The 25,049-nt window shown below is 34.5% G+C and carries 20 protein-coding genes; 15 read left to right on the top strand and 5 right to left on the bottom strand.

Annotated elements, in window-relative coordinates; translation table 11 throughout:
* Nucleotides 1–270: 270 nt before the first annotated feature.
* Nucleotides 271–1,347, bottom strand: a complete 1,077-nt coding sequence (gene prfA / locus OLM58_RS14275) for a peptide chain release factor 1 (RefSeq protein ID WP_017498542.1) — start codon at nucleotides 1,345–1,347, stop codon at nucleotides 271–273.
* Between the two features lie 615 nt (nucleotides 1,348–1,962).
* On the opposite strand from prfA, the gene OLM58_RS14270 reads away from it, so the two are divergent.
* From OLM58_RS14270 to OLM58_RS14245, 6 genes are all read left to right on the top strand, one after another.
* Nucleotides 1,963–2,781, top strand: coding sequence for a DNA adenine methylase (locus OLM58_RS14270; RefSeq protein ID WP_264529451.1), 819 nt, complete (start codon nucleotides 1,963–1,965; stop codon nucleotides 2,779–2,781).
* Nucleotides 2,768–3,220: a hypothetical protein gene (locus tag OLM58_RS14265; protein WP_264529450.1), complete on the top strand. Its 453-nt coding sequence runs from the start codon at nucleotides 2,768–2,770 to the stop codon at nucleotides 3,218–3,220. The genes OLM58_RS14270 and OLM58_RS14265 overlap by 14 nt, the downstream gene beginning before the upstream one ends.
* A gap of 7 nt (nucleotides 3,221–3,227) precedes the next feature.
* Nucleotides 3,228–4,364 (top strand): DGQHR domain-containing protein, encoded by a 1,137-nt coding sequence (locus OLM58_RS14260; RefSeq protein ID WP_264529449.1) that lies wholly within the window; start codon nucleotides 3,228–3,230, stop codon nucleotides 4,362–4,364.
* Between the two features lie 110 nt (nucleotides 4,365–4,474).
* Nucleotides 4,475–4,927 carry a hypothetical protein gene (locus OLM58_RS14255; RefSeq protein WP_264529448.1) on the top strand — a complete coding sequence of 151 codons (453 nt, stop codon included), beginning with the start codon at nucleotides 4,475–4,477 and terminating at the stop codon, nucleotides 4,925–4,927.
* A 141-nt stretch (nucleotides 4,928–5,068) separates the two neighbouring features.
* Nucleotides 5,069–5,524 carry a hypothetical protein gene (locus OLM58_RS14250; RefSeq protein WP_264529447.1) on the top strand — a complete coding sequence of 152 codons (456 nt, stop codon included), beginning with the start codon at nucleotides 5,069–5,071 and terminating at the stop codon, nucleotides 5,522–5,524.
* Between the two features lie 173 nt (nucleotides 5,525–5,697).
* On the top strand, nucleotides 5,698–6,132 hold the full coding sequence (locus OLM58_RS14245) for a RidA family protein (protein WP_264529446.1): 435 nt from the start codon (nucleotides 5,698–5,700) through the stop codon (nucleotides 6,130–6,132).
* Nucleotides 6,133–6,539: 407 nt separating this feature from the next.
* On the opposite strand, the gene OLM58_RS14240 is transcribed toward OLM58_RS14245, so the two are convergent.
* Nucleotides 6,540–6,782 (bottom strand): helix-turn-helix domain-containing protein, encoded by a 243-nt coding sequence (locus OLM58_RS14240; protein WP_264529445.1) that lies wholly within the window; start codon nucleotides 6,780–6,782, stop codon nucleotides 6,540–6,542.
* A 120-nt stretch (nucleotides 6,783–6,902) separates the two neighbouring features.
* Between OLM58_RS14240 and OLM58_RS14235 the strand changes: the two genes are divergently transcribed.
* Both OLM58_RS14235 and OLM58_RS14230 read left to right on the top strand, forming a co-directional pair.
* Nucleotides 6,903–7,232, top strand: coding sequence for a hypothetical protein (locus OLM58_RS14235; protein WP_264529444.1), 330 nt, complete (start codon nucleotides 6,903–6,905; stop codon nucleotides 7,230–7,232).
* A 949-nt stretch (nucleotides 7,233–8,181) separates the two neighbouring features.
* Entirely contained in the window at nucleotides 8,182–8,658 is a 477-nt protein-coding gene (locus tag OLM58_RS14230; RefSeq protein ID WP_070906949.1) for a hypothetical protein, read from the top strand.
* Between the two features lie 203 nt (nucleotides 8,659–8,861).
* On the opposite strand, the gene OLM58_RS14225 is transcribed toward OLM58_RS14230, so the two are convergent.
* A complete protein-coding gene (locus tag OLM58_RS14225; protein WP_264529443.1) occupies nucleotides 8,862–9,653 on the bottom strand; it encodes a DUF5995 family protein in 792 nt (263 codons plus the stop codon).
* 422 nt (nucleotides 9,654–10,075) lie between these two features.
* Here OLM58_RS14225 and OLM58_RS14220 point away from each other — a divergent pair, with 422 nt between their 5' ends.
* From OLM58_RS14220 to OLM58_RS14210, 3 genes are all read left to right on the top strand, one after another.
* On the top strand, nucleotides 10,076–11,983 hold the full coding sequence (locus OLM58_RS14220) for a S9 family peptidase (protein ID WP_264529442.1): 1,908 nt from the start codon (nucleotides 10,076–10,078) through the stop codon (nucleotides 11,981–11,983).
* Nucleotides 11,984–12,294: 311 nt separating this feature from the next.
* Nucleotides 12,295–14,598 (top strand): type IA DNA topoisomerase, encoded by a 2,304-nt coding sequence (locus tag OLM58_RS14215; protein ID WP_264529441.1) that lies wholly within the window; start codon nucleotides 12,295–12,297, stop codon nucleotides 14,596–14,598.
* Between the two features lie 152 nt (nucleotides 14,599–14,750).
* Nucleotides 14,751–15,227, top strand: a complete 477-nt coding sequence (locus tag OLM58_RS14210; RefSeq protein ID WP_264529440.1) for a DUF6265 family protein — start codon at nucleotides 14,751–14,753, stop codon at nucleotides 15,225–15,227.
* A 333-nt stretch (nucleotides 15,228–15,560) separates the two neighbouring features.
* Here OLM58_RS14210 and OLM58_RS14205 read toward each other — a convergent pair whose 3' ends face one another.
* Entirely contained in the window at nucleotides 15,561–16,721 is a 1,161-nt protein-coding gene (locus tag OLM58_RS14205; RefSeq protein WP_264529439.1) for an MFS transporter, read from the bottom strand.
* A gap of 148 nt (nucleotides 16,722–16,869) precedes the next feature.
* Nucleotides 16,870–17,856, bottom strand: coding sequence for a helix-turn-helix domain-containing protein (locus OLM58_RS14200; RefSeq protein ID WP_264529438.1), 987 nt, complete (start codon nucleotides 17,854–17,856; stop codon nucleotides 16,870–16,872).
* Nucleotides 17,857–17,966: 110 nt separating this feature from the next.
* On the opposite strand from OLM58_RS14200, the gene OLM58_RS14195 reads away from it, so the two are divergent.
* The 4 genes from OLM58_RS14195 to OLM58_RS14180 all read left to right on the top strand — a co-directional run bounded on the left by OLM58_RS14195 (nucleotide 17,967) and on the right by OLM58_RS14180 (nucleotide 25,035).
* Nucleotides 17,967–20,372 (top strand): TonB-dependent receptor, encoded by a 2,406-nt coding sequence (locus OLM58_RS14195; RefSeq protein WP_264529437.1) that lies wholly within the window; start codon nucleotides 17,967–17,969, stop codon nucleotides 20,370–20,372.
* A gap of 75 nt (nucleotides 20,373–20,447) precedes the next feature.
* A complete protein-coding gene (locus OLM58_RS14190; protein ID WP_264529436.1) occupies nucleotides 20,448–21,635 on the top strand; it encodes a PepSY-associated TM helix domain-containing protein in 1,188 nt (395 codons plus the stop codon).
* An 80-nt stretch (nucleotides 21,636–21,715) separates the two neighbouring features.
* Nucleotides 21,716–22,441: a hypothetical protein gene (locus tag OLM58_RS14185; RefSeq protein ID WP_264529435.1), complete on the top strand. Its 726-nt coding sequence runs from the start codon at nucleotides 21,716–21,718 to the stop codon at nucleotides 22,439–22,441.
* Nucleotides 22,442–22,692: 251 nt separating this feature from the next.
* Complete coding sequence (locus OLM58_RS14180) at nucleotides 22,693–25,035, top strand: TonB-dependent siderophore receptor (RefSeq protein WP_264529434.1); 2,343 nt, start codon at nucleotides 22,693–22,695, stop codon at nucleotides 25,033–25,035.
* Nucleotides 25,036–25,049 lie beyond the last annotated feature (14 nt).

Here is a 25,049-nt window from a genome sequence, read left to right as displayed (position 1 = left end):
ATGTGTTTGCATTCTTTATGAAAAGGTCTGAGAGACTGGAAAAGCAAATTTTCAGCTAAATCCTACAAGAATATTTCATTTTACAGCAACAATTTTCAAGCTGTAATCCATATAAACAATAAAAAAAGGAGTGTTTCAAACAATGAAACACTCCTTTTTTATATATCTATTTCCAGAAACCTTTAAGCCTAAACCCTCAGCCCCTTAAAAAAACCTTTGAGCCTTTGTACCTCTGCCCCTTTGAGCCTAAACTCTCAGAACCTCAGCAACTTAAAAAACCTCCGACGCTTCCTTCAATTTCTCCATATTATTCACCAACTGAAGCTCGGCAACAATTTTCTGAATATCACCATTCATGATGTTTCCTAAATCGTATAATGTTAATCCCACACGGTGATCGGTTACACGACCTTGTGCGTAGTTGTACGTACGGATCTTAGCCGAACGGTCACCCGAACTTACCTGAGAACTACGTTTTGTAGCGTCTTCCTCTTGTTTTTTAGCCAATTCCATTTCGTACAAACGAGAACGTAAAACCGTTAACGCTTTGTCTTTATTTTTATGCTGTGATTTCTGATCCTGACATTGCGCCACCAATCCCGTAGGAATGTGCGTTAAACGTACTGCCGATTTCGTCGTATTTACCGACTGTCCTCCAGGTCCTGACGAACAGAAGAAATCTACACGAACATCGTTCATATCAATTTGTACATCAAACTCTTCCGCTTCCGGCAAAACCATTACCGTTGCTGCCGAAGTATGCACACGACCTTGAGTTTCTGTTTGCGGAACACGTTGTACACGGTGTACACCAGCTTCAAATTTCAGGGTTCCGTATACATCTTCTCCGGTAACTTCAAAAATAACCTCTTTGAAACCTCCCGAAGTTCCTTCGTTCATATCCACCACAGAAGTTCTCCAACCTTGTGACTCGCAGTATTTCGTATACATTCTGAATAAATCCCCTGCAAAAATACTTGCTTCATCCCCACCCGTTCCGGCGCGAATCTCCACCATGACATTTTTAGCATCTTCAGGATCTTTAGGAATCAACATAAATTTGATTTCCTCCTCCAGTTGCGGCAAGCGTTCTTTTGCTTCGTCAAGCTGCATTTTGGCCATTTCAACCATATCTGCATCGCTTCCGTCAGCAATAATTTCGTTTGCTTCGTCAATATTCGCTAAAACAAGAATGTATTCTTCTCTTTTTTCAACCAAAGCTTTGATACTTTTATATTCCTGGTTGAGTTGCACATAACGCTTTTGATCAGCAATAACATCCGGCTGAATAATCAAATCCGAAATCTCATCAAAACGCTGCTTTACATATTGAAGTCTATCTAACATTTTCTAATTCCTTTTATTGGAGGGCAAAATTACAAAATTTTTACCGAAAATTCTAGTGTTGTTTTTTTGTGTTTTTTAAAGCTGAAATTTAGTCGAATTAGGATGGTTTTTAGGAGCTTGTTCCTGCTATCCGCTATATCTTTTTAGGCAGAATGTTTATGGTTTAATTATAGACGTTTTAGTTTGCCTAAAAAGGATGCCGCTACTATCAGGGCTAGGGATCTGTGTTTTTGATTAGCTTTTATGGATTTCCGTAATATCAGTTACTTAGAACAATTTACTTTTATCAAAAATCAGGTGTTTTTACGTGGTGGTGAGTTTAAATTTAATACGATGTTTGTTTTCTATTTTTTTTACTTCAAAGCGAGAACTATAAAATATGAATATTTATGGAACTAATAATATATTACGTTTTTCCGTAAAGTAATTGAATTGAAAAAAGTTAGTTTTGGAAACATCTAAATTTATTGGATGCTAATTTTTATATTTGAATGCCCTAGGATATTAAAAATGTAATTTTAATAATAAATCTTATTTTAAATAAATTCGACAAACTCGATTTAATGTAATAAGTCAACAAAAAAACTATAAGGTTTAATTTTTTTTATAAAATACATGAGTAAAATAAAACCATTTTTAAGGTGGGCGGGAGGAAAAACGTGGTTAACAAAACATATTGAAGAGTTTTTACCAACAGAATTTAATAATTACTTTGAGCCATTTATTGGTGGTGGTGCTATTTTTCTATATTTGAAATCAAAAAACTACATTAAAAATAAGTCTTATCTTTCTGATTCAAATCAAGATTTAATAAATACCTACAGAATAATTAAATCAAATCCAGATGCATTAATCAAATCACTGCAAAAGTTCAAAAACACAGAAGAATATTACTACAAGATTAGAGGGACTTTATTTGATAATAAAATCGAAAATGCTTCCAAATTTATATATCTTAATAAAACTTCTTATAATGGTATCTATAGAGTTAATAGTAAAGGAGAATATAACGTCCCGTATGGTCATAGAAAAACAAAAGACCTTTTCGAATTTGACAATATTCTAAAAATATCAGAGTTGTTTGAAAAAACATATTTTTCAGTAACTGATTTTAAGAAAAAATGTTATGAGACAAAAGAAAATGATTTTATTTTTTTAGATCCACCGTATACGGTTGCACACGAAAATAATGGTTTTATACAATATAATCAATCTCTATTTTCATGGAAAAATCAAATTGAACTAGCCCAAATTCTTAAAGTATTAGAACAAAAAAAAACTCATTTTATACTTACTAATGCATCACATAAAAGTATTGATGAACTTTATCAAACCGGAAATAAAAAAATTCTAGCTAGAGCAAGTAATATAGGCGGAACTGGAGCAAAAAGAACAAATTATAACGAAATAATTATAAGCAATGCAACAAAATAAAAAAATTTATATTTCAGCATTTTGGGAAACCCTTATTATTTTAATACTTACTGTTTTACCTACAATATTCGGGTATTTCTCTATAGTTTTTGACAAAGATTCTTCAAAAGTATTTAGCGATTTTTATAAATCTGGCGAATTTTTTCTTTATGGAGTTTCCTTTTCGGGTTCAGCTTTCTTAGTCTATCATTCCACAAAGGAAAAAAGAGGACTTTTTCCACTAGTTATAATTTTACTTTCTTCAATTGCATATACAGTTTCTTTAAATGTAAAAACACCAAATTTAGAAGTTATAAAATATTGCTCAATTTCTTCAATTATAATTTCTATTTTAATTTTTTACTTTGCACAAGTATTAAGCAATAAAAATTCAAATCCAATTGATGTAAGAGACTACAGAAATGACGAACAGAATACTATACAACAAGGTTTAAACTGAAAAAAAAATGAGCACAATTGATAAACAATATATAGACGTTAAATGCATTAAAGCAACGCAACCTATTGGACCAATGTTTATTGGTGTAATTGACAGTGAAGATCTTGAAAAAATAACTTATGCAGATGTAAGACGTTTAATAGAGGATTCTGGAAACCGTGAAATTGAAGATTATATTGGCATACAAAGAAAATTAGATACTAAAAGAGCAAAAAATGAAATTGGTAAATATGTAAATTTAGTCGATGCTACATTTCCAAATAGTATAATTCTATCTATTTCTTCCGAAAACGCTCAATATATTGAAAGCGAAGGAATATTAAGGATCTTATATAAGGATGACATAGCAAAAGTTCTTGATGGTCAGCATCGAATAGCAGGGTTTGAGTACTATAATAATCAAAGAGGAACTTTTGAACTTATTGTTACGATATACATTGATATGGAACTTGAAGATCAAGCAATAGTTTTTGCAACTATTAATAAAGAGCAAAGAAATGTAAGTGGCTCGCTAGTAACTGATCTCTTTGCTTTTGCTGAATCAAGGAGTCCTCAGAAAACAGGACATAACATTGCAAGAGCACTAAACAATAAAGAAAACAGTCCTTTCTATAATAAAATTAAAATATTAGGCAATGCTGATTCTAGTTCTGAAACAATTACGCAATCCACATTTGTCGAATCTTTACTAAAATATATAACTAAAGATAAACAACTAGATCGTGACTTTTATAGACGCAACAAAAATAAAAAAAATGCAAAACTTGACTATGTAGATTCAAAAGATGCTGAAAGGCTTTTTTTGCGAAATATATTTATTGACGATGAATCAGATATAAAAATTGCACAAATATTGTGGAATTACTTTTGGGCAGTACAACACAAATGGCCCACTGCATGGAATGAAGTGGCAAACAACAATATTCTAAATAAATCAACAGGTTTTATAGCATTAATGAGGTTCTTTAAACTTGCATATTTGAGTTTTAATAAGCCAAACGAAATAATTACAAAAGAAGAATTTAAAAGTATTTTTGATTTAATTACTTTAGAGGAAGAAGATTTTAATCGACAAAAATATGTCCCTGGAGGAATTGGTCAAAGTGCTCTGTACAATGATTTAAAAGAACAAAGTGGTTTATAAAACTAATCTAAAAATCTCAGGAGTGAGTAAAGTCTAAGTAGCTCAAATACAACAAAGAAAAAGTAGTTCCAAATAAACAGTTTCAAAACACACAATTAACTAAATATCAAATGAATACCTTAATTTTTATTTTAAATATCTTAGGAACTTTTCTTTTATCTGTTGAAGCCATTAAACTTGATAATTTAGTAAGATCTCAAAAATATCTTTACTACTCAAATAAGAATTTAAATCCTCAAATTACATGGGAAGATTCTGAAAAAAGAAATATTTTAAGCAAAATTGGATGTATAGGCTTCTTATCAAGAATTCTGATCATTTTTTATATTCCAAGTTTGATTTTAACATATTTAATACTTGATGACATTCATGAAGAATATTGGATTTGTTTAATTGCAATATTTGGATCTTTTGTAATGTGGACAGCTTTAATATTACTAATTGAAATTATAATAAAACTTTTAAAGAATATTGTAAATCTGACAGCAAATGGAATGATTGGAATATTTGGTTTTATCATTCTAGTAGTTTCATTTTCTTTACAATATCATATTTCCAAATAAAACTAAATAATGTTTTTAAAACATCAATGTATAAAACTCATTTTTCTCTTGTAGTTGTGCGATAAGCAATTACTTTATTAATTAAAAATTACAAAAGAAACCAACAAATTAATTATTAGCAATACATAAAATTGATAAAATATGATGAAAATTTTAGAATTGGTGCACTATGGTAGAATATCTGATAGTGGATTTGCAGAGATATTAGTAGATATACACATTGAGGAATCAGGTGAAATTATCAAAAATCTAAATGCTTTTATAGATACGGGGGCAAGTAATACAAGTATTAAGGAAAGTCTTATATCGAATTTAATAGAAATTAAAGATTTTGAAAAAACAAAAATGGGCTCTGCTAGCAATATTTTTGAATCAGTCCAAGTTCCTATTGGAGTGAGACTTCCTATGACCTCTGAGAATTCATTTATTTCTCTAAAAATGAGAACTGTAAACATGCCAAATATGAAATACGACTTAATCATTGGAAACGATATATTAAATATGTGTGAATTTATATATAATGGATTAAGTAAAACTTTTTTCTTAAAATTATACCAAACAGATACACATATAAATGTAAAAATAATCCAATCCTAACACTAGTTCCCCCTCTTCCAAGTCTTCTTCGTAAAATTCGTCACTATTCGAAGTTTTCTTACTTCAAACAGCTTAAATTAAATGAATGAAACTAATAACAAACTCTGCTGTGTGAAGTCTCCCGACTTCATACCCATCCCTTAAAACAAACTCCAATCAAAAAACAAACCATCATGAAACATTTTCTTTTACTTTCTTTTTTATTTATTATCAACAACAATTTTGCACAAGAAGCCAAAATAAAAAAGGAAAAATGGCATTGGAACAATGGCCCCAAACAAGATACCGTTATTGGTTATACTCAGGTTTTAAAAGTGGACAATGTGCTATACATTTCGGGTGCCGTAACAACAGAATTAACTCCGGCTGGAATCACAACTGTTTATAACGATTTAAAGGCTTCACTGGCGAGTTATGGTGCCACATTTGCCAATGTAGTAAAAGAAAATTTATACACAACAGATATTGAGACCATGAAAAAGTACAACAACGTTAGAAAAAAATTCTACAATGGTGACTTTCCTGCGGCTACATGGGTACAAATCGTACAATTATACGTGCCAACCGCAAAATTAGAGGTTGAATTGGTGGCACATCTGCCTAAATAATTGAACTAAATTGGGAGATAAACACAAAGCTTGTCATTTCGACGTGAGGAGAAATCTCCACGAGGAGCTCGACAAAGATTAAGTTTTCGTTGCGGAGTTACTTACGAAGATTTCTCCCTCCGGTCGAAATGACATAATGAGAAAAAAATCTTTGGACACTTTACGTACTTTCTTTTCTAGTCTTCTCTTGAAAAGAGTTTGCTTCTTTACACTTCATCCTAAAAAGATTTACAGGGATTTTTTTGCTGTGACAAAATGAAAACAAAAAATTATTTTGTCACACTTTCTGTAACAAAATGAAAATAAATTAAAAATTGTTACAGCTTTTGTGGCAAAACAAAAATGCTCAAATGTCTAAAAAAGAGATTTGAGCATTTTTATTATAAAAACTTTCTGTTCAATTATATTTATTCCTCATTTTTAAGATGTAAATCTTTTAAAAGTTCACTGGAAGTTGTATCAAGTGCATCTGCCATTCTAATCAGAAGATTTATAGTAATTCCTTGTTCATTTCTTAGAATTCTTCTTACAGTAGTTTCGGTACAGTTACTTGCTTTAGCAAAACTGCTTTTGTTTCCTGCATATTTATCTAAGAAAAGCTTATAAATCCTATTGACTATCTCTGCTTCTAATTTATCAATCGCTTTCATAAAACAAAGAAAAAGAAGTAACCTCATGAATTCTTAAAACAAATTCGACTTATAAGTCGAATTTGTTTATATTTGTATAATATTAGTCAAAACCTGACCAATTAATACTTAAACATTTAAATGATAAATGATATCAAAATAAAGCTCCACACCATGAAAGAAGACCGTACAGTACAAGCAACCCAATTTTTAAACCTAGTCTCTAAAATGAACTTTTTTACAAGTCTGAAACCCGAACAGCAGAATGATTCGGTTGTGTCTCGTTTCAAAATAGCCAGTTACCATGAGTTAAATTCGACTATTTCGTCTTTACTGCGAACCTGTATTCAAACGCTTAAAAATGATCCATCAGAGACTGACATTGATATCATGAACTTACTGGAAATCGCATTACAGCTTTTACCCAGTGACGAAATGGAATTGCTGGATGAGCTACATAAAATTCTATGAATTGAATTGGTCGGAAGAAACGGTGTAAAGTTCTATAAACGAAATTCCGCTCTTCGAAGTCTTAACTCGTAAAAGTCAAGAGTCTTCGCAAAACAAATATTAATTTGTAGCCTTCGAATGTCTTAATTTAAATATATACGTTTACAAAAAAGACCAACAGTTCGAAACCTATAAAGACGGCAAATAGATGTCGTTCCTATGGAACTTTGTAAAACGGAAATCCTTTTTTTCAACGGATTAAAATCCGTTGCTACAAAATATTTCATTCCTAGCGGAATTAAAATTATGCAAAAAGACAGACCTAAAACTCGTGCCTGCAAAGAAATTTAAAGACACATTATCAAGGTAAGGAGCCATAGGCTCGACCAATATTGTAGGGTTGGATTTTAATCCAATTTGAATATATGCGGTTACAATAAAGAACCAGCGGTTCGAAACATATAAAAAACGATAAATAGGTACCGTTCCTATGGAACTTTGCAAAACGGAAATCCTTTTTTTTCAACGGATTAAAATCCGTTGCTACAAAATATTTCATTCCTAGCGGAATTAAAATTATGCAAAAAGACAGGCCTAAAACTCGTGCCTGCAAAGAAATTTAAAAATACTTTATCAAGGTAAGGAGCCCTAAGCTCGACCAATATTACAGTATTGGATTTTAATCCAATTTGAATATATGCGGTTACAATAAAGAACCAGCGGTTCGAAACATATAAAAAACGATAAATAGGTACCGTTCCTATGGAACTTTGTAAAACGGAAATCCTTTTTTTTCAACGGATTAAAATCCGTTGCTACAAAATATTTCATTCCTACCGGAATTAAATTGATACGACAGCAAGAGCGAGATGTGCACATCGCAAGAGAAAAAAACTAAATAGGTAGAAAAATATTCTCATTCTGGAATAATTTTTGTCTAACCAATTGAATTAATCAATTTAAAACAACCATGGAAAATAAAATAACTGTACCAAAACCTTGTAATGAAAACTGGAACTCAATGTCGCCCAATAAAAATGGTAGATTTTGTGGTTCGTGTAGTAAAACTGTAGTTGATTTTACAAAAATGAATACTACCGAAATTCAGAACTATTTTATTGAAAATTCGGGTAAAGAAAATATCTGTGGCTATTTTAAATCTACTCAAATAGAAACTGAAAAAAATACGAAATACGATCATTTAAAAAATCGATTTAACCGAATTAGAATCAAACCCATTAAAAAAATGGCTTTATTTTCTTTGAGTTTAGTTTTCTCCCTAACCAGTTGTATGGGAAAAGCTATGGTAAATGGTGAAACTGCCGTAATCGATAATGACACAATAAATGAAACCAAAGTAACTAAGCCGGAAGATACCATAAAACCAAAAGATTCTATAAAAACCGAAAACATTCGGTTAAAAGAAAAAAATACATCATCAAGGTAAAGAGCCATAGGCCTGACCAATATTGTAGATTGCATTTTAATCCAATTTGAACAATCACGTATACAAAAAAGAACCAGCAGTTCGACACCTATAAAGACAATAAATAGGTGTCGTTCCTATGGAACTTTGCAAAACTGAAATCCTTTTTTTCAACGGATTAAAATTCGTTGCTGCAAAATGAGGCATTCCTAACGGAATTAATATTATGCAACAGCACACTCCATATTTTTTTGTTCAACAATCTGCATATCGATTATTTTTTGAGCGACTGTACCTCTTTCAAACAAACGAATGAATTTGAAAACGGCACTCACAAAATATCCCGGGTTTGAAACCAAGCGGGCGATTTCTGTTATTCTCACATCTCTTTCATGTGTACAGGTTTCTCTTTTATCCTCGGGAACCGCTACAAATTCATTGGCAAATTTCCAGGCACCGTCTCTGGCGGTTTCCATGCTAAAGTCAATAAAAAAGGTGTCTGCTTTGCCTGTTAATTTTAATATCCAGGTAAGCGTTGGCCAAATTTTAATCAAACATTTTTCTACGCTTCCTACGAGACTGCTTAAAATGGTATTTATTTTGTCAAAATCAGCTTTTAAACTCTCTATATCTTCTACTGTACTAATTTCGGCAGCAGCTATACCTAAGTCCAGGTTGATATGAGCATTCATTCCGAGTAATAGGTGCTGCAGCACTATTGGCCAGAATTTTTCGGCTTGTTCAAAGGCAAACCCCCAACAATCTGATGGTTTTTCTTTGGCTTTATATTCGTAATAGGCCTTTAGATAACGATTGGCAAAAATGACATCCAATTTTTCCATTCGCTCCCCGTTTTGAAAGGCTCCATTTTGAATACCTTCTTTTACCTTCACCGTAACTTCACGGTATAGCGTTGCAAATAAACCTATATTACTCTGTTCTATTTTTGATAACTCGATTATTTCATCTAATAGCTGAATGACTTCACCTATAGTTGCAGCTTGTTTCACACTCATGGTAGTTGGCTTTGGTTGAATTAGTTACAAGCGAATATAATTATTTTAATCATTAAAAAAGGAATATTTTGAAGTAATTATCTTGTTATTTATTCTATTTTCCTTTTAAAACCCATCCATTAACCAAATGAATACTTCATCGCTCGAAATGACTTATCCAGATCAGCCGTCGACAAAAGTATCTCACTCTGCAAGGTCTTTCTCCTAAAAAATAATTCTCCTGCCTGAATCCACAAATCTTTAGTAAAAATTCTACTTCTGTTCACCATCAAAAACACTATTTAAAACAATTTAATTCTTCAGATCCTAATCGCAAACTTTTTCTTATTTTTGGTTTTATAAGAATCACATTTTCAACAGTATATCATACTTAAAAATGTAGATTTTAAAAACAATTTCATCATCATCAAAAAAAGTAAATTATGATTAAAAAAAACGTATTATCCGTTTTAGTTGTTTTGGCTGTTCTTTTAAGTTCGTGCAAACAGGAGCCTAAAGAAACACCTGCCCCATTGATTGACGTAAAAACATTTTTCAAAAATGGGGAAAAAAGTACCTTCCGAATTTCGCCCGATGGAAATTATTTTAGTTATCGCGCCGATTATAAAGGAAAATCAAACATTTTTGTTCAGAAAGTAGGCGATCAAAAGGCAGTTCGTGTTACCAACGATACTTTGCGAAGTATTTCAGGTTATTTCTGGAAAGGCGACAGAATTGTATATGCGCAAGACATAGGCGGAGACGAAAATTTTCAGCTATTTTCGGTAAACGCGGATGGAAAGGACTTAAAAGCATTAACTCCTTTCCCGGGTGTAAGAAGCGAAATTATAGACGCGCTCATTGATATTAAGGGAAAAGAAAAAGAACTCATCGTACAGATCAACAAAAGAGTAAAAGAATATTTTGATCCTTATCTTCTTAATGTCGAAACAGGAACACTAACACTACTTTACGACAACAAAGAAAACTTTGATGGCTGGTTTACAGACAACAATGGTATAATTCGTCTGGCTTCAAAAACCGATGGCGTAAACATTACCTGGAACTACAGAAGTTCAGAAAAAGAACCTTTTACTCCTTTGGTTACAACAACTTTCAAAGATATCTTTACTCCTGCTTCTTTCGATAAAAACAATAAAAACATCTACGCGCTTAGCAATATCGGAAAAGACAAAGTGATCTTAGTTGAATACGACCCTATTAGCAAGAAAAATGTAAAAGAATTATTCTCTGACCCTAATTACGATTTAAATACTCTTGATTACGACAGAAAAAAACAGGTCTTAACTTCTGTTGGCTGGGAAGCAGAAAAACAGGAAAAACACTTTTTTGACAAAGACTGGGAAACAATTCAAAACAATCTTGAAAAGAAACTGGAAGGCTACGAAACCGAAATTGTAAGTTATGATGATGCCCGAACCAAAGCTATTGCCTGGGCAGGAAACGACCGAACTCCCGGGAAATTTTATCTGTATGATTTTAAAACTGCAGAAATTAAAGAAGTAGCAAATCCATATCCCTGGATTGAGGAAAAACAAATGAGCCACATCAAACCTGTTACTTATAAATCGAGAGACGGTCTGGAAATTCATGGTTATCTAACGCTTCCACTTGGAATTGAGCCTAAAAACCTGCCTGTTGTCATCAATCCGCATGGTGGACCTTGGGCAAGAGACAGCTGGCAGTACAATCCTGAGGTTCAGTTTTTAGCCAATCGCGGGTATGCCGTTTTACAAATGAATTTCAGAGGAAGTACAGGCTACGGAAAGAAATTTTGGGAAGCAAGTTTTAAACAATGGGGAAAAACAATGCAGGACGATATTACCGATGGTGTGGAATGGCTGAAAAAAGAAGGCATTGCCGATGAAAAACGAATTGCTATTTATGGTGGCAGTTACGGCGGTTATGCAACTCTTGCGGGGGTTGCCTTTACACCCGATTTGTATGCCGCAGCGGTAGATTACGTTGGGGTAAGTAACCTGTTTACGTTTATGAATACGATTCCGCCTTATTGGAAGCCTTACTTAGATCAATTTCACGAAATGGTAGGCGATCCTAAAAAAGACAGCTTACTGCTTGCGTCGACATCACCGGCTTTACACGCCGACAAAATAAAAACCCCATTATTTGTAGCACAGGGAGCTAACGATCCGAGGGTAAACAAAGCCGAAAGCGACCAGATGGTTGAAGCCTTAAAAAAACGCGGTGTTACCGTAGAATATATGGTAAAAAATGATGAAGGACATGGTTTCCATAATCAGAACAATCGTTATGATTTTTATGGTGCTATGGAAAAATTCCTTGGCAAACATTTAAAACAGGCGAAATAAACGATAACTGAGAATTTAAAAAGCGGCAAGATTTTTTTGCCGCTTTTTTTATGTAGCGCTGTTTCACTTTTGTAATGAAGTATTGACACACTATAAAAAAATTAAGATCTCAATGCCCTTACATTCAAAGGCGAAAGTCCAGATTTTGATGATAAACAGAACAATGAAAAAATAAAACAAACGTCTTATATTAATGTTGGTATTTAAATTTAGCACAAACCCTTAAAAACTTTGTCGCTTTGTTCCCAAGAACCTTTGCCCCTTTCTTATAAAAAATCGCTAATTTCGCTTTTCGAATAAGAAAGAGAAAAATGAAGGTCTGTATTGCTGAGAAACCAAGTGTCGCACGTGAAATCGCATCCGTTTTGGGAGCCAATACCAAACACGATGGTTATTTTGAAGGCAATGGTTATGCTGTAACCTACACTTTCGGACATTTATGTACCTTAAAAGAACCCAACGATTACAAACCGCACTGGAAAAGCTGGGATTTGAACAACTTACCCATGCTTCCTGAGAAATTTGAAACCAAAGTAGTTCAAAATTCAGGAATCGAAAAGCAATTTAAAATCGTAAAAAGTCTGTTCGACAAAGCCGAAGTGGTCATCAACTGCGGGGATGCCGGGCAAGAAGGGGAACTTATTCAGCGATGGGTGATGAACGAGGCGAATTACAAAGGCGAAGTGCAGCGTTTGTGGATTTCGTCCCTAACCACCGAAGCTATCAAAGAAGGTTTTGAAAACCTGAAACCCTCTGAAAACTACGATAATTTATTCTATGCCGGATTTTCAAGAGCCATTGGCGACTGGTTACTCGGAATGAATGCTACACGTTTGTATACCGTAAAACATGGCGGTTACAAACAAGTGTTGTCTATCGGACGTGTACAGACACCTACATTGGCCATGGTAGTAGACCGATTTAAAGAAATCGAAAATTTTAAACCTCAGCCGTATTGGGAACTGCAGACTTTATACCGAGAAACTCTTTTTAGTTATGAAGAAGGGCGTTTCCTTAAAAAAGAAGACGGAGAACTTCTGGCCAGCAAAGTCAAAGAAAGTGAATTCGAAATTGTTTCGGTTGAAAAAAAGAACGGAAACGAATACGCTCCAAAGCTATTTGACTTAACAGGCCTGCAAGTCTACTGCAATACCAAGTTTGGATTTTCGGCAGATGAAACGCTTAAAATCGTACAAACTTTATACGAACAAAAAGTAGTCACGTATCCGAGAGTAGATACTACCTTTTTACCAAATGATATTTATCCAAAAGTATCCGGGATTCTGCAAAAATTAACGAAATATGCTGAATTAACTCAACCGCTTTTAGAGAAAAAAATAAAAAAATCACCAAAGGTTTTCAACGATAAAAAAGTTACAGATCACCATGCGATTATCCCAACCGGAATAGAAGCTCATTTGCAATTCAACCAGCAGCAGGTCTATGACATTATTACCAAACGTTTTATTGCTGTATTTTACGATGATTGTCTCGTAGCCAATACCACAGTAATTGGTAAAGCCGCTGACGTAACTTTCAGAGCCACCGGAAAAGAGATCTTAAAAAAAGGATTTCGCATCGTATTCGAAGACCCGAACGCGAAAGAAAGAGAAGCTGATTTGTTACCCAGTTTTGTGGTGGGAGAAAAAGGGCCACATGAACCTTCTTTTCTGCAAAAAGAAACCAAGCCACCCAACCAGTTTACCGAAGCGACTTTACTGCGTGCTATGGAAACTGCCGGAAAACAAGTCGATGATGAAGATCTGCGCGAACTGATGAAGGAAAACGGTATTGGTCGTCCGTCAACAAGGGCGAATATTATCGAGACACTTTTTAAACGTCAGTATATTGTTCGAAACAAAAAACAGGTTTTGCCAACGCCTACGGGAATTCAGCTTATTGATACGATTCAGAACGAACTTATCAAATCGGCTGAGCTAACGGGTTCCTGGGAAAAGCAACTGAAAGATATCGAAAAAGGAACTTTTACTGCCGGAGCTTTTATTAAAAACATGAAACGCATGGTAGAAGCTTTGGTTACCGAAGTACGAAGCGAAACCAGACATGCTAATATTTCGCATGCAGCAACGGTTGAAAAACCAGTTGTAAAAGCAGAGAAAAAGAAAGCCGCGGGGATTTTATCCGAAACCTGTCCAAAATGTCAAAAAGCTACCTTAATAAAAGGAAAATCTGCTTTTGGGTGCGGTAATTATAAATCGGGCTGTGATTTTCTGTTGCCTTATACTTTTGCAGAGAAAAAAATATCAGAAAATCAATATTTAAGATTGGTTCAGAAAGGATCTACCGTAAATATAAAGGGGTTTAAAACCGAAGAAGGAACTGTTGAAGGTTTGATTCGTTTTGAAGAAAATTACAAACTTAAATTAGAAACGAAGAAAACCACTGCCAAAGCAAAATCAGTGACAACAGCATCAGATGCCTTAACGTGTCCAAAATGTCAAAAGGGAACAATTCTCAAGGGTAAAACGGCCTACGGATGTAGTGAATACAAATCAGGCTGCGATTTTAAAGTTACTTTTGACGATGTCCGAGCCAAATTAAAAGATCAGAAACCAACAAAAGAATTGGTGTACTCTATACTTTGTGAATTGTAAGATGTTAGATGTGGGACGTTAAATGTGAAATGTGTTACCATTTTGCTTTTCACTTTTTACACATTACATTTTTCTTTTCACATCTCACTTTTTAAAACAAACCATTCTTTTTCATACTTTAGCTTTTCCATTTAACATCAAAACTTATAGATATGTTTCAAAAAATTACCCTTTCAGTGCTTTTAATTGCTGCTGTTTCTTGTCAGAAGAAAGATTCTGCCGAGAAAGATAAAATCAAAATCGCAGACTGGTTAATAGGAAACTGGGAAAACAAATCTCCGGAAGGCATTCTGACTGAAAATTGGCAAAAACTAAATGACAGTACTTTTAGTGCTGCCTCTTATTTCATTAAAGAAAAAGATACTATTCATTTCGAAAACATCGTGTTATCTCAAAAAGAAGAAACCTTAACCTATTTCGCTACGGTGAAAGGCCAGAATGATGATAAACCGGTGGCTTTTCAATCTACTGCTGAATCAGACAAACAATTGGTTTTTGAAAATCCTAAACACGATTATCCACAAAAAATAACGTATACAAAAGGAGCGAATAACACTTTAACTGCTGAGATTTCAGGGAATTTGAATGGTAAACCAAGTTCAGAGAAATTTGTAATGACGAAGAAATAATATTTTCAGATAGTTTTGTTGCGAAGTTACAAAGTACAATTTCCTTTATGACTTCGCTACTTTGTGTTATTAAATGGGCCGTTCTTATGGAACTTTAATTTGTTATACCTACTCGATTCCAACGGATTAAAATCCATTGCTACAATATAATCCAATTAAAAAAACTTTGCGGCTTCGCGACTTTGCATTACCAAATAGACCGTTCCTAAGGAGCTTTAATTCCTTCTCCATTCCAACGGATTAAAATCCGTTGCTACAACCCTATTTCATTCCTACGGAATTTAAAAAAACTCAGAACCTTAGCAACTTAGAACCTTAGCCCCTCAACAAAAATCACTCCTTCTCCCCGATTTTATTCACCATAAAAATCATCAGTATTCCTAACAGCGCCATTATCAAAAATGCCCATTTCATACTTAAATATTCAGAGATAAAACCAACCATAGGCGGAACCAATAAAAATCCAAGATAACCAATAGTAGAGATAGACGTTAAGGCAGAACCGCTGCTTAATTTGGATGATCTTCCGGCAATACTAAATACAAGCGGAACGACACAGGAAACTCCAAATCCAATCAAGACATAACCAAAAATTGTTGGATAAGCATATGGCAGGGCAAAACAAATCGCAAAACCCGCTGTGATTAAAACTCCGCTGTAAAACAAAATTCGTTTTGTACCAAATTTCATTACACCATAATCCCCAAACAGACGTCCTAAGGTTACTGCTGTTGCAAAAAAGACAAAGGCAGCGCTGGTTAGTTTTGGAGAAGCTTTTAGTATATTTTTAAAATAAATACCACTCCAATCGTACATGGTATTTTCACAGGCCATAGACACAAAACAAATGAGGGCAAACTTTATCAGATTTTTTTCCGGCATCGAAAAGAACTTCTTTTTTACCGGTACAGGCTCATTGTGGATACTCATCGGATAAAAGCAAGCGGTAAGTCCCATCATAAAAACACTAACGCCAAGTAAATGATGAACCGGTGCAATATGCTGTGTCACCATTACATAACCCAAGCCTGCTCCCGAAAAAACAGCGATACTCCATACAGCATGAAAACGGGTTATAATTGATTTTGGATACAATTTCTGAACCTCTAGTGATTGTGCATTAATAGATAAATTGAAAATGTTTCTCGAAGCTCCAAAAATTAAAAGTATAACGACCAACTGCCATACAAAAGCAGCTAAACCGGGTAACGCCAGAGCAATATTAAACATGATGGCTCCCAACAGCATAACATAACGACTGCTATATTTATTTAACAGCATTCCTGTAAAAGGCATGGTCAGCATCAGACCAATCGGAAAGGCAAATAAAACAGCTCCAAACTCAGCTTCAGACAGATGCAATTGTGCCTGTATATGCGGAATACGGGACACCCAGGAAGAATATCCAAATCCCGAAAGAAAGAAAAATACAGTATTAGCCAAACGGAATCCCTTAGGAGAATTCTGCAGTTTTTTCAAGAAGGGTAAAATCATGAGGAGGGTTTCAATTTGGATACAAAATTAAGGCTTTCAAAGTGTAACTTCTACCCTTTTTTATTTTTTTACTTTTTTACTAAACCTTCCCACACTAAAAGTAAAACAATTTACTTTATCGGACTATCTCAAAAGTGAAACTTCTTCTTTATTTTTTTAGCTTACTGGGCAAATATCCAAACGTTTTTTTGAAAGCTACAGTAAAGTGCTGTGGATTTTTATAACCAATCTCTTCAGAGACAATTGCAATAGGAAATCCTTTTTCGACAATTACTTTTTTGGCATACTCCATTCTTATGCTTGTCAAATAAGCAAAAACTGAAACTCCATAAATTTGCTTGAAATACTTTTTAAGTTTAAAAGTGTTTAGTCCAATATCAGCAGCAAGGCTGGAAAGACTGTGATTCTCTTTAAACCGATTTTTTAAAATCATTTCTAACTCTATAATCTTAGAATAATCATACGAACTTAATTCTGTCGATTCCTCTTTATTTTCGTTTTCATTGATTATCGTAAACAAATACGAAATGATTTCAACCACCTTCGATTCTAAGAAAGCTTTTTTAATCACTCCGCTATAACTGCATTCTGTTATTTCGGTTATTATCTTTTGCAATTGTGGAGATATCGCTCTGCTTTTGTCCCACATGAGGAAAGCTGTTTTTTTTTCGATGGCTTCTGCCAATAAAGGAATAGCTTCTTTTAAATTAGAATGAAAAAGCTGTTCCAGATAATCTGTTGTGAAACTTATTTCGACTGTTTTTCTTTTCTGGGTTCTGAAATTCAGATTTCCTTTGATGATCGGCAAATAAAAAAAATTATAATGCCCTTGCGGAATGTAGATTCTTTTCTCCTTTTTATTATCCGGGCAGTATTCATTGTCTCCTTCTATTTCAAAATGGAGTTTTATAAACGAAAAATCATGCTCTACAGCTACCGAATAGAAATCTTTTTCAATCGTGACATCTTTAAAATCGATTTGTACACCATTTAATGTAATACTGGTCAAAACTCCTTTTATGCCATTAAAATCATGCTCTTTTCTCTCTTCAATTAAGATTTCACTAAAGGGAATCGGATTATCAATTTCCAGCACTCCGTCTTCATAAATTTCACTTCTTAACTGACTCTTCATATAATTCCTTTTGCGTTTATTTTAATCCCTTTTACGGCTTTTGTCGGTATTTCTATGCTGTACTTTTGCGTAAAATTATCAAACTTTTAATCATTCTAAATAAGAATAATATGTTATTTGCCAAAAACAAACACAATATCCTTTATTGTAAGATTTTACAGCTCAGTTTTTTGATGGTATTTTTCTTTTCAAATTCAATTGTCGCACAGGAAAATGCAACGATTAAAGGAAAAGTAACCTCTGCCGACGGAGTGAATTCAGAACATATCAATGTAACCCTAAGCGGACTCAATTCGAGTGTTGAAACCAATCAGGATGGTAATTACGAATTTAAAAATGTTCCCTTTGGAAACTATACTCTAACCTTTTCTTTTTTGGGACTTGAATCTCAGGAATTAATTGTAAAAGTAGCACTGACTAATCAGGTTTTGCCTAATATTTTCATGAAAGAAAGTAATTCACAGCTTCGTGAAGTGGTAGTTTCCGCACAGCGTCAAAATCAATTTGCTCAGAAAAAAACACAATTTGTATCAAGACTGCCGTTAAGCAATATCAACACTCCCCAGTCGTACACGGTGGTTACTAAGGAACTTTTAAAAGAGCAATTGGTTACTGATTTTCCAACAGCAATGAAAAGTATTACGGGTGGTGGTTATGTACAGACTAATGACGGAAATGTGTCTGCTTATTTAAGAGGTTTCCGTTCTGACGGTTATTTACGTGACGGAATGGTTTCTTATGTACGAGCACCCATAGATCCGCAAAACTTTGAAAGAATTGAAGTAATCAAAGGACCATCTGCCGTATTTTTTGGTTCTTCTTTTAATAATATATCCAATTATGGAGGTGTTGTGAATCGTGTTGTAAAACGTCCTTTTAATGGTCAAAAAACTGAACTTAGTTACACCACCGGAAGCTGGAACCTAAATCGCCTGACGGCAGATTACAATACTACTTTAAATGATGACGGAACCGCTTTGTTTCGTATCAATGGAGCCTATCATTCTGAGCAAAGTTTCCAACCGGAAGTTTTCCAAAAAAATTATTTAATTGCTCCCTCTTTTTCTTATCAGGTAAACGACCGTTTATCAATTTTGGTGGATGCCGAGTTGTACAAAACAGAGCGAAATTTATTTTTTGCCAGAGGGGTAAGTCCCGCCCTAATTGCCAAAAACAATTCATGGGACGATTTAAACTGGGATTTTAAGACTTCTTATCACAGCAGAAACATGGCTGCCAAAATGTTCTCAAGAACTTTCAGAGCTTTAATCGATTATAAAATTAACAGTCACTGGTCTTCAAAAACCGGATATACCTCATCGTCTATTGATACGGATGGAAAATACATCAGACTGGTGATGATGACAGATAAAATGCTGCAAAGAAATTTCATCGAATACCATCCGCGGGAAGCAGGTTCAAATCAAATTCAACAAGATTTTACAGGCATTCATACGTTTGGAAAATTTGAAAATAAAGTTGTTGTCGGTGGTACTTATACTTCGATGTATGACGATTATCAGCGTGCTTTGTATCGCGGCCCATTTATCGAATACGATCAGATTGACGTAACTACAGGAGTTGTACCTCCAATGACTGAAGAGGCCTGGGATGCCAAATTAAAAACGGTAAATGCAACGGTTGCTAATACACAAACCGAAACTAATAACTTAGGAATTTACCTGTCTGATGCCATCACTTTCAACAAAAAATTTACTTTCCTGGGAGGATTACGTTTTGACCGCAATTTTCAGAAAAGCATTAAAACAAACGGGGTTGTCACCAGTCCTTGGTTCAACCAAAATACAATGGCATGGAAGGCCGGTTTTGTATATGCACCACTGGTAGATCAATTCTCTGTATTTGCAAACATCCAAAACGGATTTTCGAACATTGCCCCTGCTTTAGGTAAAACTGGTATAGAAAACTTTGATCCGGAAGAAGCAAATCAATGGGAAATTGGAACGAAGCTCAATTTTATTGAAGGTAAATTAGTAGCCACGGTAAGTTATTACCAAATTGCTATTAAAAACGGCCTACGAAATGTTATTGAAGGAGCCAATACCTACAGCATTCAGGATGCAGAAAAAAGCAGTAAAGGTTTTGAAGCCGAAATTATTGCCAATCCGTTTCCGGGTTTCAACGTAGTGGCAGGTTACACTAAAAACAGCGCAAAATTTGTAAAAGCTTCAAATGCGGCAATCATTGGTAACAACCTAGATTATTCTCCTGAGGAAATGGCCAATTTCTGGATGAGTTACCGTGTGTTAAAAGGTAAAGTTGAAGGTCTTGGGGTTGGTTTCGGAGGTAACTATGTGAGTAAAATTTTCATGAACGATACCAATACTTTCAGTTCTAATGGTTATACCGTTTTTGACGGTTTATTGTTCTACGATCAGCCGAAATACAGACTGAGCATGAAAATCGACAATCTCTTTGATAAAGAATATTACAATGGTTATGGCCAGCCGCAAAAACCACTAACCTTTTTATTTGGGGTTAACTTTAAAATTTAATTTTTTCAATTTAGTTATGACCAGGCCTGACAATTGTACAAAGAGTTGCGGGCTTGGTTTTTATTGTTGTATATCATGACCAAAAATCCAATTCGAACCAAAGAGAAGAAAATCAGACAAAAAAGTAAATGGAGTGTCTTCAACCACTGGCTTCATTTATGGCTGGGGCTTGGTTCCGGTTTAATTGTTTTTATTGTTGCCCTGACAGGAGTGTTGTTCATTTTTTGTGATGACATTATCGATGGACTGGCTTATAATTCACAGTATGTAAAAGAGGTTAAGGAAAAAAGACTTACTCCTGAAGAAGTTTTAGCTGCATTCAAAAAACAGCTACCGGAGCGCAAAGCAACTTATTTTGTTACTTATCGCGATCCTAAGCGAACCATAAAAATCGCATCGGCAACCAAAAAAAGGGAGTTACAATTTTCATGGATTGATCCTTATACAGGAAAAATTCTGGATTCCGGAGGTGCCTATGATGTTTTTTATATCATCGCTCACGTACACAGTGGCGAAATGCCTTTTGGCAAAGCAGGTCACCTTATTGTAGAAATTTCGGTCTGGATATTTCTTATCGAACTCATCACAGGACTTATTCTGTGGTGGCCTAAAAAATGGAATCGTACCACCAGACAGCAAAGTTTTACCATAAAAACAAAGGCCAGTTTTAAAAGACTTAATTATGACTTGCATAACGTTCCCGGATTTTACAATTTACTTCCGGCTCTTATGATCACAATTACCGGATTGATTATAGTAAATACTCCTTTAAATAAAGCCACACATGCTATTTTTAATGGTACCCCACATGCTTTCCAGACGATGAGCAAAATAAAACCGGATTATGATTCCACCAAAACCGTAATGCCATTGAATATTATTTTGAAGAATCTTTATGCCAAAGATAAAACGGTTCAGGAAGTACGGTTGTCTGTGGCCGGAAAAGACAGTATTACCAGCTATTTTGCTGTTGCAGCTGAAAAGATAGGACTTAAAGGAATTGAAAACGGAAGAACCTTCTCTATCAACAAATACACCGGTAAAGAAATAGAAATACCTTCAAAAGTCATCAAAGGTTTAGAAATTGACGGTATGACGATGAATCTTCACATCGGTTTTTGGGCAGGCTGGATTGGAAAAGTTTTTACTCTAATCGTAGGTTTGATCTGTATGTTTTTGCCTGTCACCGGCTTTATAATCTGGTACGGACGCCAAAAGAAAAAAACAAAACCAAATCCGACTATTAAATGCAATTATTCATAATTATTCTAAATAAATATTGTCAGACTAATATTAAACTTTACATTTGTGATACGAAATTATTAACTCATTAATTGCATATTATGAAATCTAAAACTTTAAAATCAATAACATTTTTACTTTTAATGTTAATTGCCAGCCCTACTCTATTTGCTCATGCCTTGTGGATCGAAACTAAAGCAGTGGGAGCTAAAGGAAAAGCTCAGGAAATATCTGTTTTCTTTGGAGAATTTTCAGATAATGATATTACAGCTTCAGCAAAATGGTTTTCGGATTTAAAAGATTTTTCACTGGTAGTAATTAGCCCGTCAAAAAAAGAAACAAAACTTACCGCTACAGCCTTAGAAAATAAATATCAGGCCTTTTTTACACCAGATGAGGATGGTGTTTATACAGTTGTGATGCATCATACTGTAAAAGATGTATACGGTACCATGAAATTAGATTACAACTCAAGCGCAACGGTTACCGTTGGCAATGCCGCAAAAGGAAATGATGCTGCCGCAAATACAAACATCATTAGTGTCTTTGCTAAAGAAGTGACAGCGGCTAAACAAAAAACAGTACTAAACATCAATGCGTTGTATGAAGGCGCAGCGGCTAAAAAACAAAAAATAAAAGTAATTGCTCCAAATGGTTGGGAAAAAGAATTGTGGAGCAATGACAAAGGAGAAATCTCTTTTACGCCACTTTGGTCAGGAAATTATATGGTAGAATTTGCTTATACCGAAAAAACTGCCGGAGAACATAATGGTAAAAATTACAACGAAATCTGGAAGATGGCAACTTATTTAATTGCCGTTAAATAATATAGTCCATTCCTTATTTGATCATTTTATAGTTAGTCAGGCCTTGTTCGTAATGAGCAAGGCTTTTTTTAACCTAAAATCTCTTTTACACTTTTCTATACTTAATAAAATTTAAAAAAGCAAAATCTTAAGCTAATCTTAAGACTATTCTAATGAAATTTTAATCTAGAAAAACTCTGAAAATTTTGTTAAGACCGCATCTCGATATTACATTTGCAAAAATTTATTTTTATTAAATCTAAATAAGCAACATGAAATATAATTTACTACTTGCATTATCCTTTATAAGTTTTGCTTCTTACAGCCAGAACTATTCAAGCGACGAGGCAGCCTCAACTGCCAATGACACGGTAAAAAACAAAAAAGGAGAAATACTAAATGAGGTATTAATTAAAACCAATAGAGAGCCTAAACCGGTTACTGCCGTTCGTTCGGGATTAAAACCAATGGACAATCCACAAAGCATACAGGTTATTGGTTCTGATGTAATCGAACAACAACAGGCCATTCGTTTAAGTGAGGTTATTAAAAACGCTAATGGTGTTTACGTAAGTTCTGCTCGTGGTGGTGCACAGGAGTCTTTTTTCTCAAGAGGATATGACATGTCTGCCAACAATATGTTTAAAAATGGATTTCGTTACAATTCAGGTTCCATTCCTGATGTTTCGGGTCTGGAGAAAGTTGAATTCTTAAAAGGAGGTTCGGCTTTATTGTTCGGAAACGTTGCACCGGGAGGTATCTTAAACCTGGTAACCAAAACACCTTCATTTAAATCGGGCGGTGAGGTATCGATGCAAATTGGAAGTTATGCCTTCTACAAACCTTCTTTCGATTTTTATGGTCCTCTTAGCAATTCTATTGCTTTTAGAATAAATGGTTCATACGAGAATTCTGAAAGTTTCAGAGATGTAGTAAAAAACGAACGTGTATATGTAAACCCGTCTTTGCTTTTTATTGTTAGTCCTAAAACACAAATTACGGTACAAGGAGATTACTTAACAGCAGACTGGACCCCGGATTTCGGAACAGGACTTATTGGAAAACAAATTCTGGACTTACCTCGTAATGCATTCTACGGATCACTTTGGTCTAATGGTACTACAAAATCAGCAAGTGCTTCGGTTTTATTAAACCATGATTTCAATAAAAACTGGAAACTAAACTTCAATAGCTCTTACCAAACCTATGATAGAGGTCAAAAATCGACCGCTCAAATGTCAGGTTTAGATGATACTAAATTATACCCAACTCCTGGTTTCTGGAACAGAGGGCTAACTCAAACTAAAAACCTGGAACAAATATTGGGAGACCAACTAAGCCTGCAAGGGAATTTCAATACAGGATCGGTAAAACATCAGGTATATACAGGTGTTGATTGGGAAAATTCATTTGCCACAGGATACACTTTTGCTTTTAACGAAAAGAAATTTGTAACAAGCAAAAACCCTGATGGAAGCCCAAAAACATACGACCCAAATATTTACGACACCATCAATCTTTTCAACTTTGATCCTTCAACGCAAAGAAATGATATTCCTAATGCTAGAGCTACTCAAATTGCAAAAACAGAAACCAATCGTTTTGGCGCATACTTTCAGGATTTAATTTCGGTTACAGAAAAATTCAAAGTATTGGCAGGTATCCGTTGGTCTTGGCAAGAAGGTCAGGCTACAAATTATAAAGAAACTTACGACACTGCAAAAGAAACTCAAACTGTCGCTCCGGAAAAAGCAAAGGCTGAAGTTGGAGCTAAAAAACTAGACAATGCTTTCTCTCCAAAAGTGGGTCTTATCTACCAGCCAACAAAAAGCATGTCATTATTTGCCAGCTATTCAAACTCGTTTACACCAAATACAGGATTTACTGTTGACGGTCAAACAATTGAAGCATCAATCATTGACCAATACGAAGCAGGTATTAAAAAAGAATTCTTTGAGGGCTTGTTAAGTACAAACTTAACTGTTTATCAAATCTCAAACAGCAATTTGGCTCAGACCGCACCATTTCAAGCTGATGGTGTTACGGCAAATGTCAATTCAAACATAAAAGTATTGGGTGGAGCTACTAAAAGTAAAGGGGTTGAAATTGATGTTACTGCAACACCTATTGAAGGACTTAATATTATTGCCGGTTATAGCTATAATGATATGCGTTATACTAAAACTTCAGGAACAAGTGGAAGTTTTGTAGCGGGAGATCAGGTTGTAAGAACACCTAAAAACACAGCCAACTTAAGCTTCTACTACAAGGTACAGGAAGGAATGTTTAGAGGAGTTTCATTTGGAGCAATCGCTAATTATATTGGTAACCGTTTAGGTGGATGGAATGATGATTATCTATGGACAGCTGTTAAACCTACACCTACCAATCAAAAACCAGATCCTGCTTACATTGTTACCATTAGAGACAGAGATATTCCTATCGAAGGTTACACTACTATTGATGCGTCTGTAGGTTACGAGTGGAGAAAATTCTCCGTTTTATGTAAATTATCTAATATTACAAATGAGTTGAATTATACTGTTCACGAAAATTACAGTATCAACCCAATTGCACCTCGTCAAATTTTGACAAGCTTAAAATATAAATTCTAAATTTTGAATTAGAT

This window comes from Flavobacterium sp. N502540 (assembly GCF_025947365.1).
Lineage (GTDB): Bacteria > Bacteroidota > Bacteroidia > Flavobacteriales > Flavobacteriaceae > Flavobacterium.
Note: the sequence above shows the minus strand (reverse complement) of the source record. Positions and strands in the feature narration are given on the sequence as shown.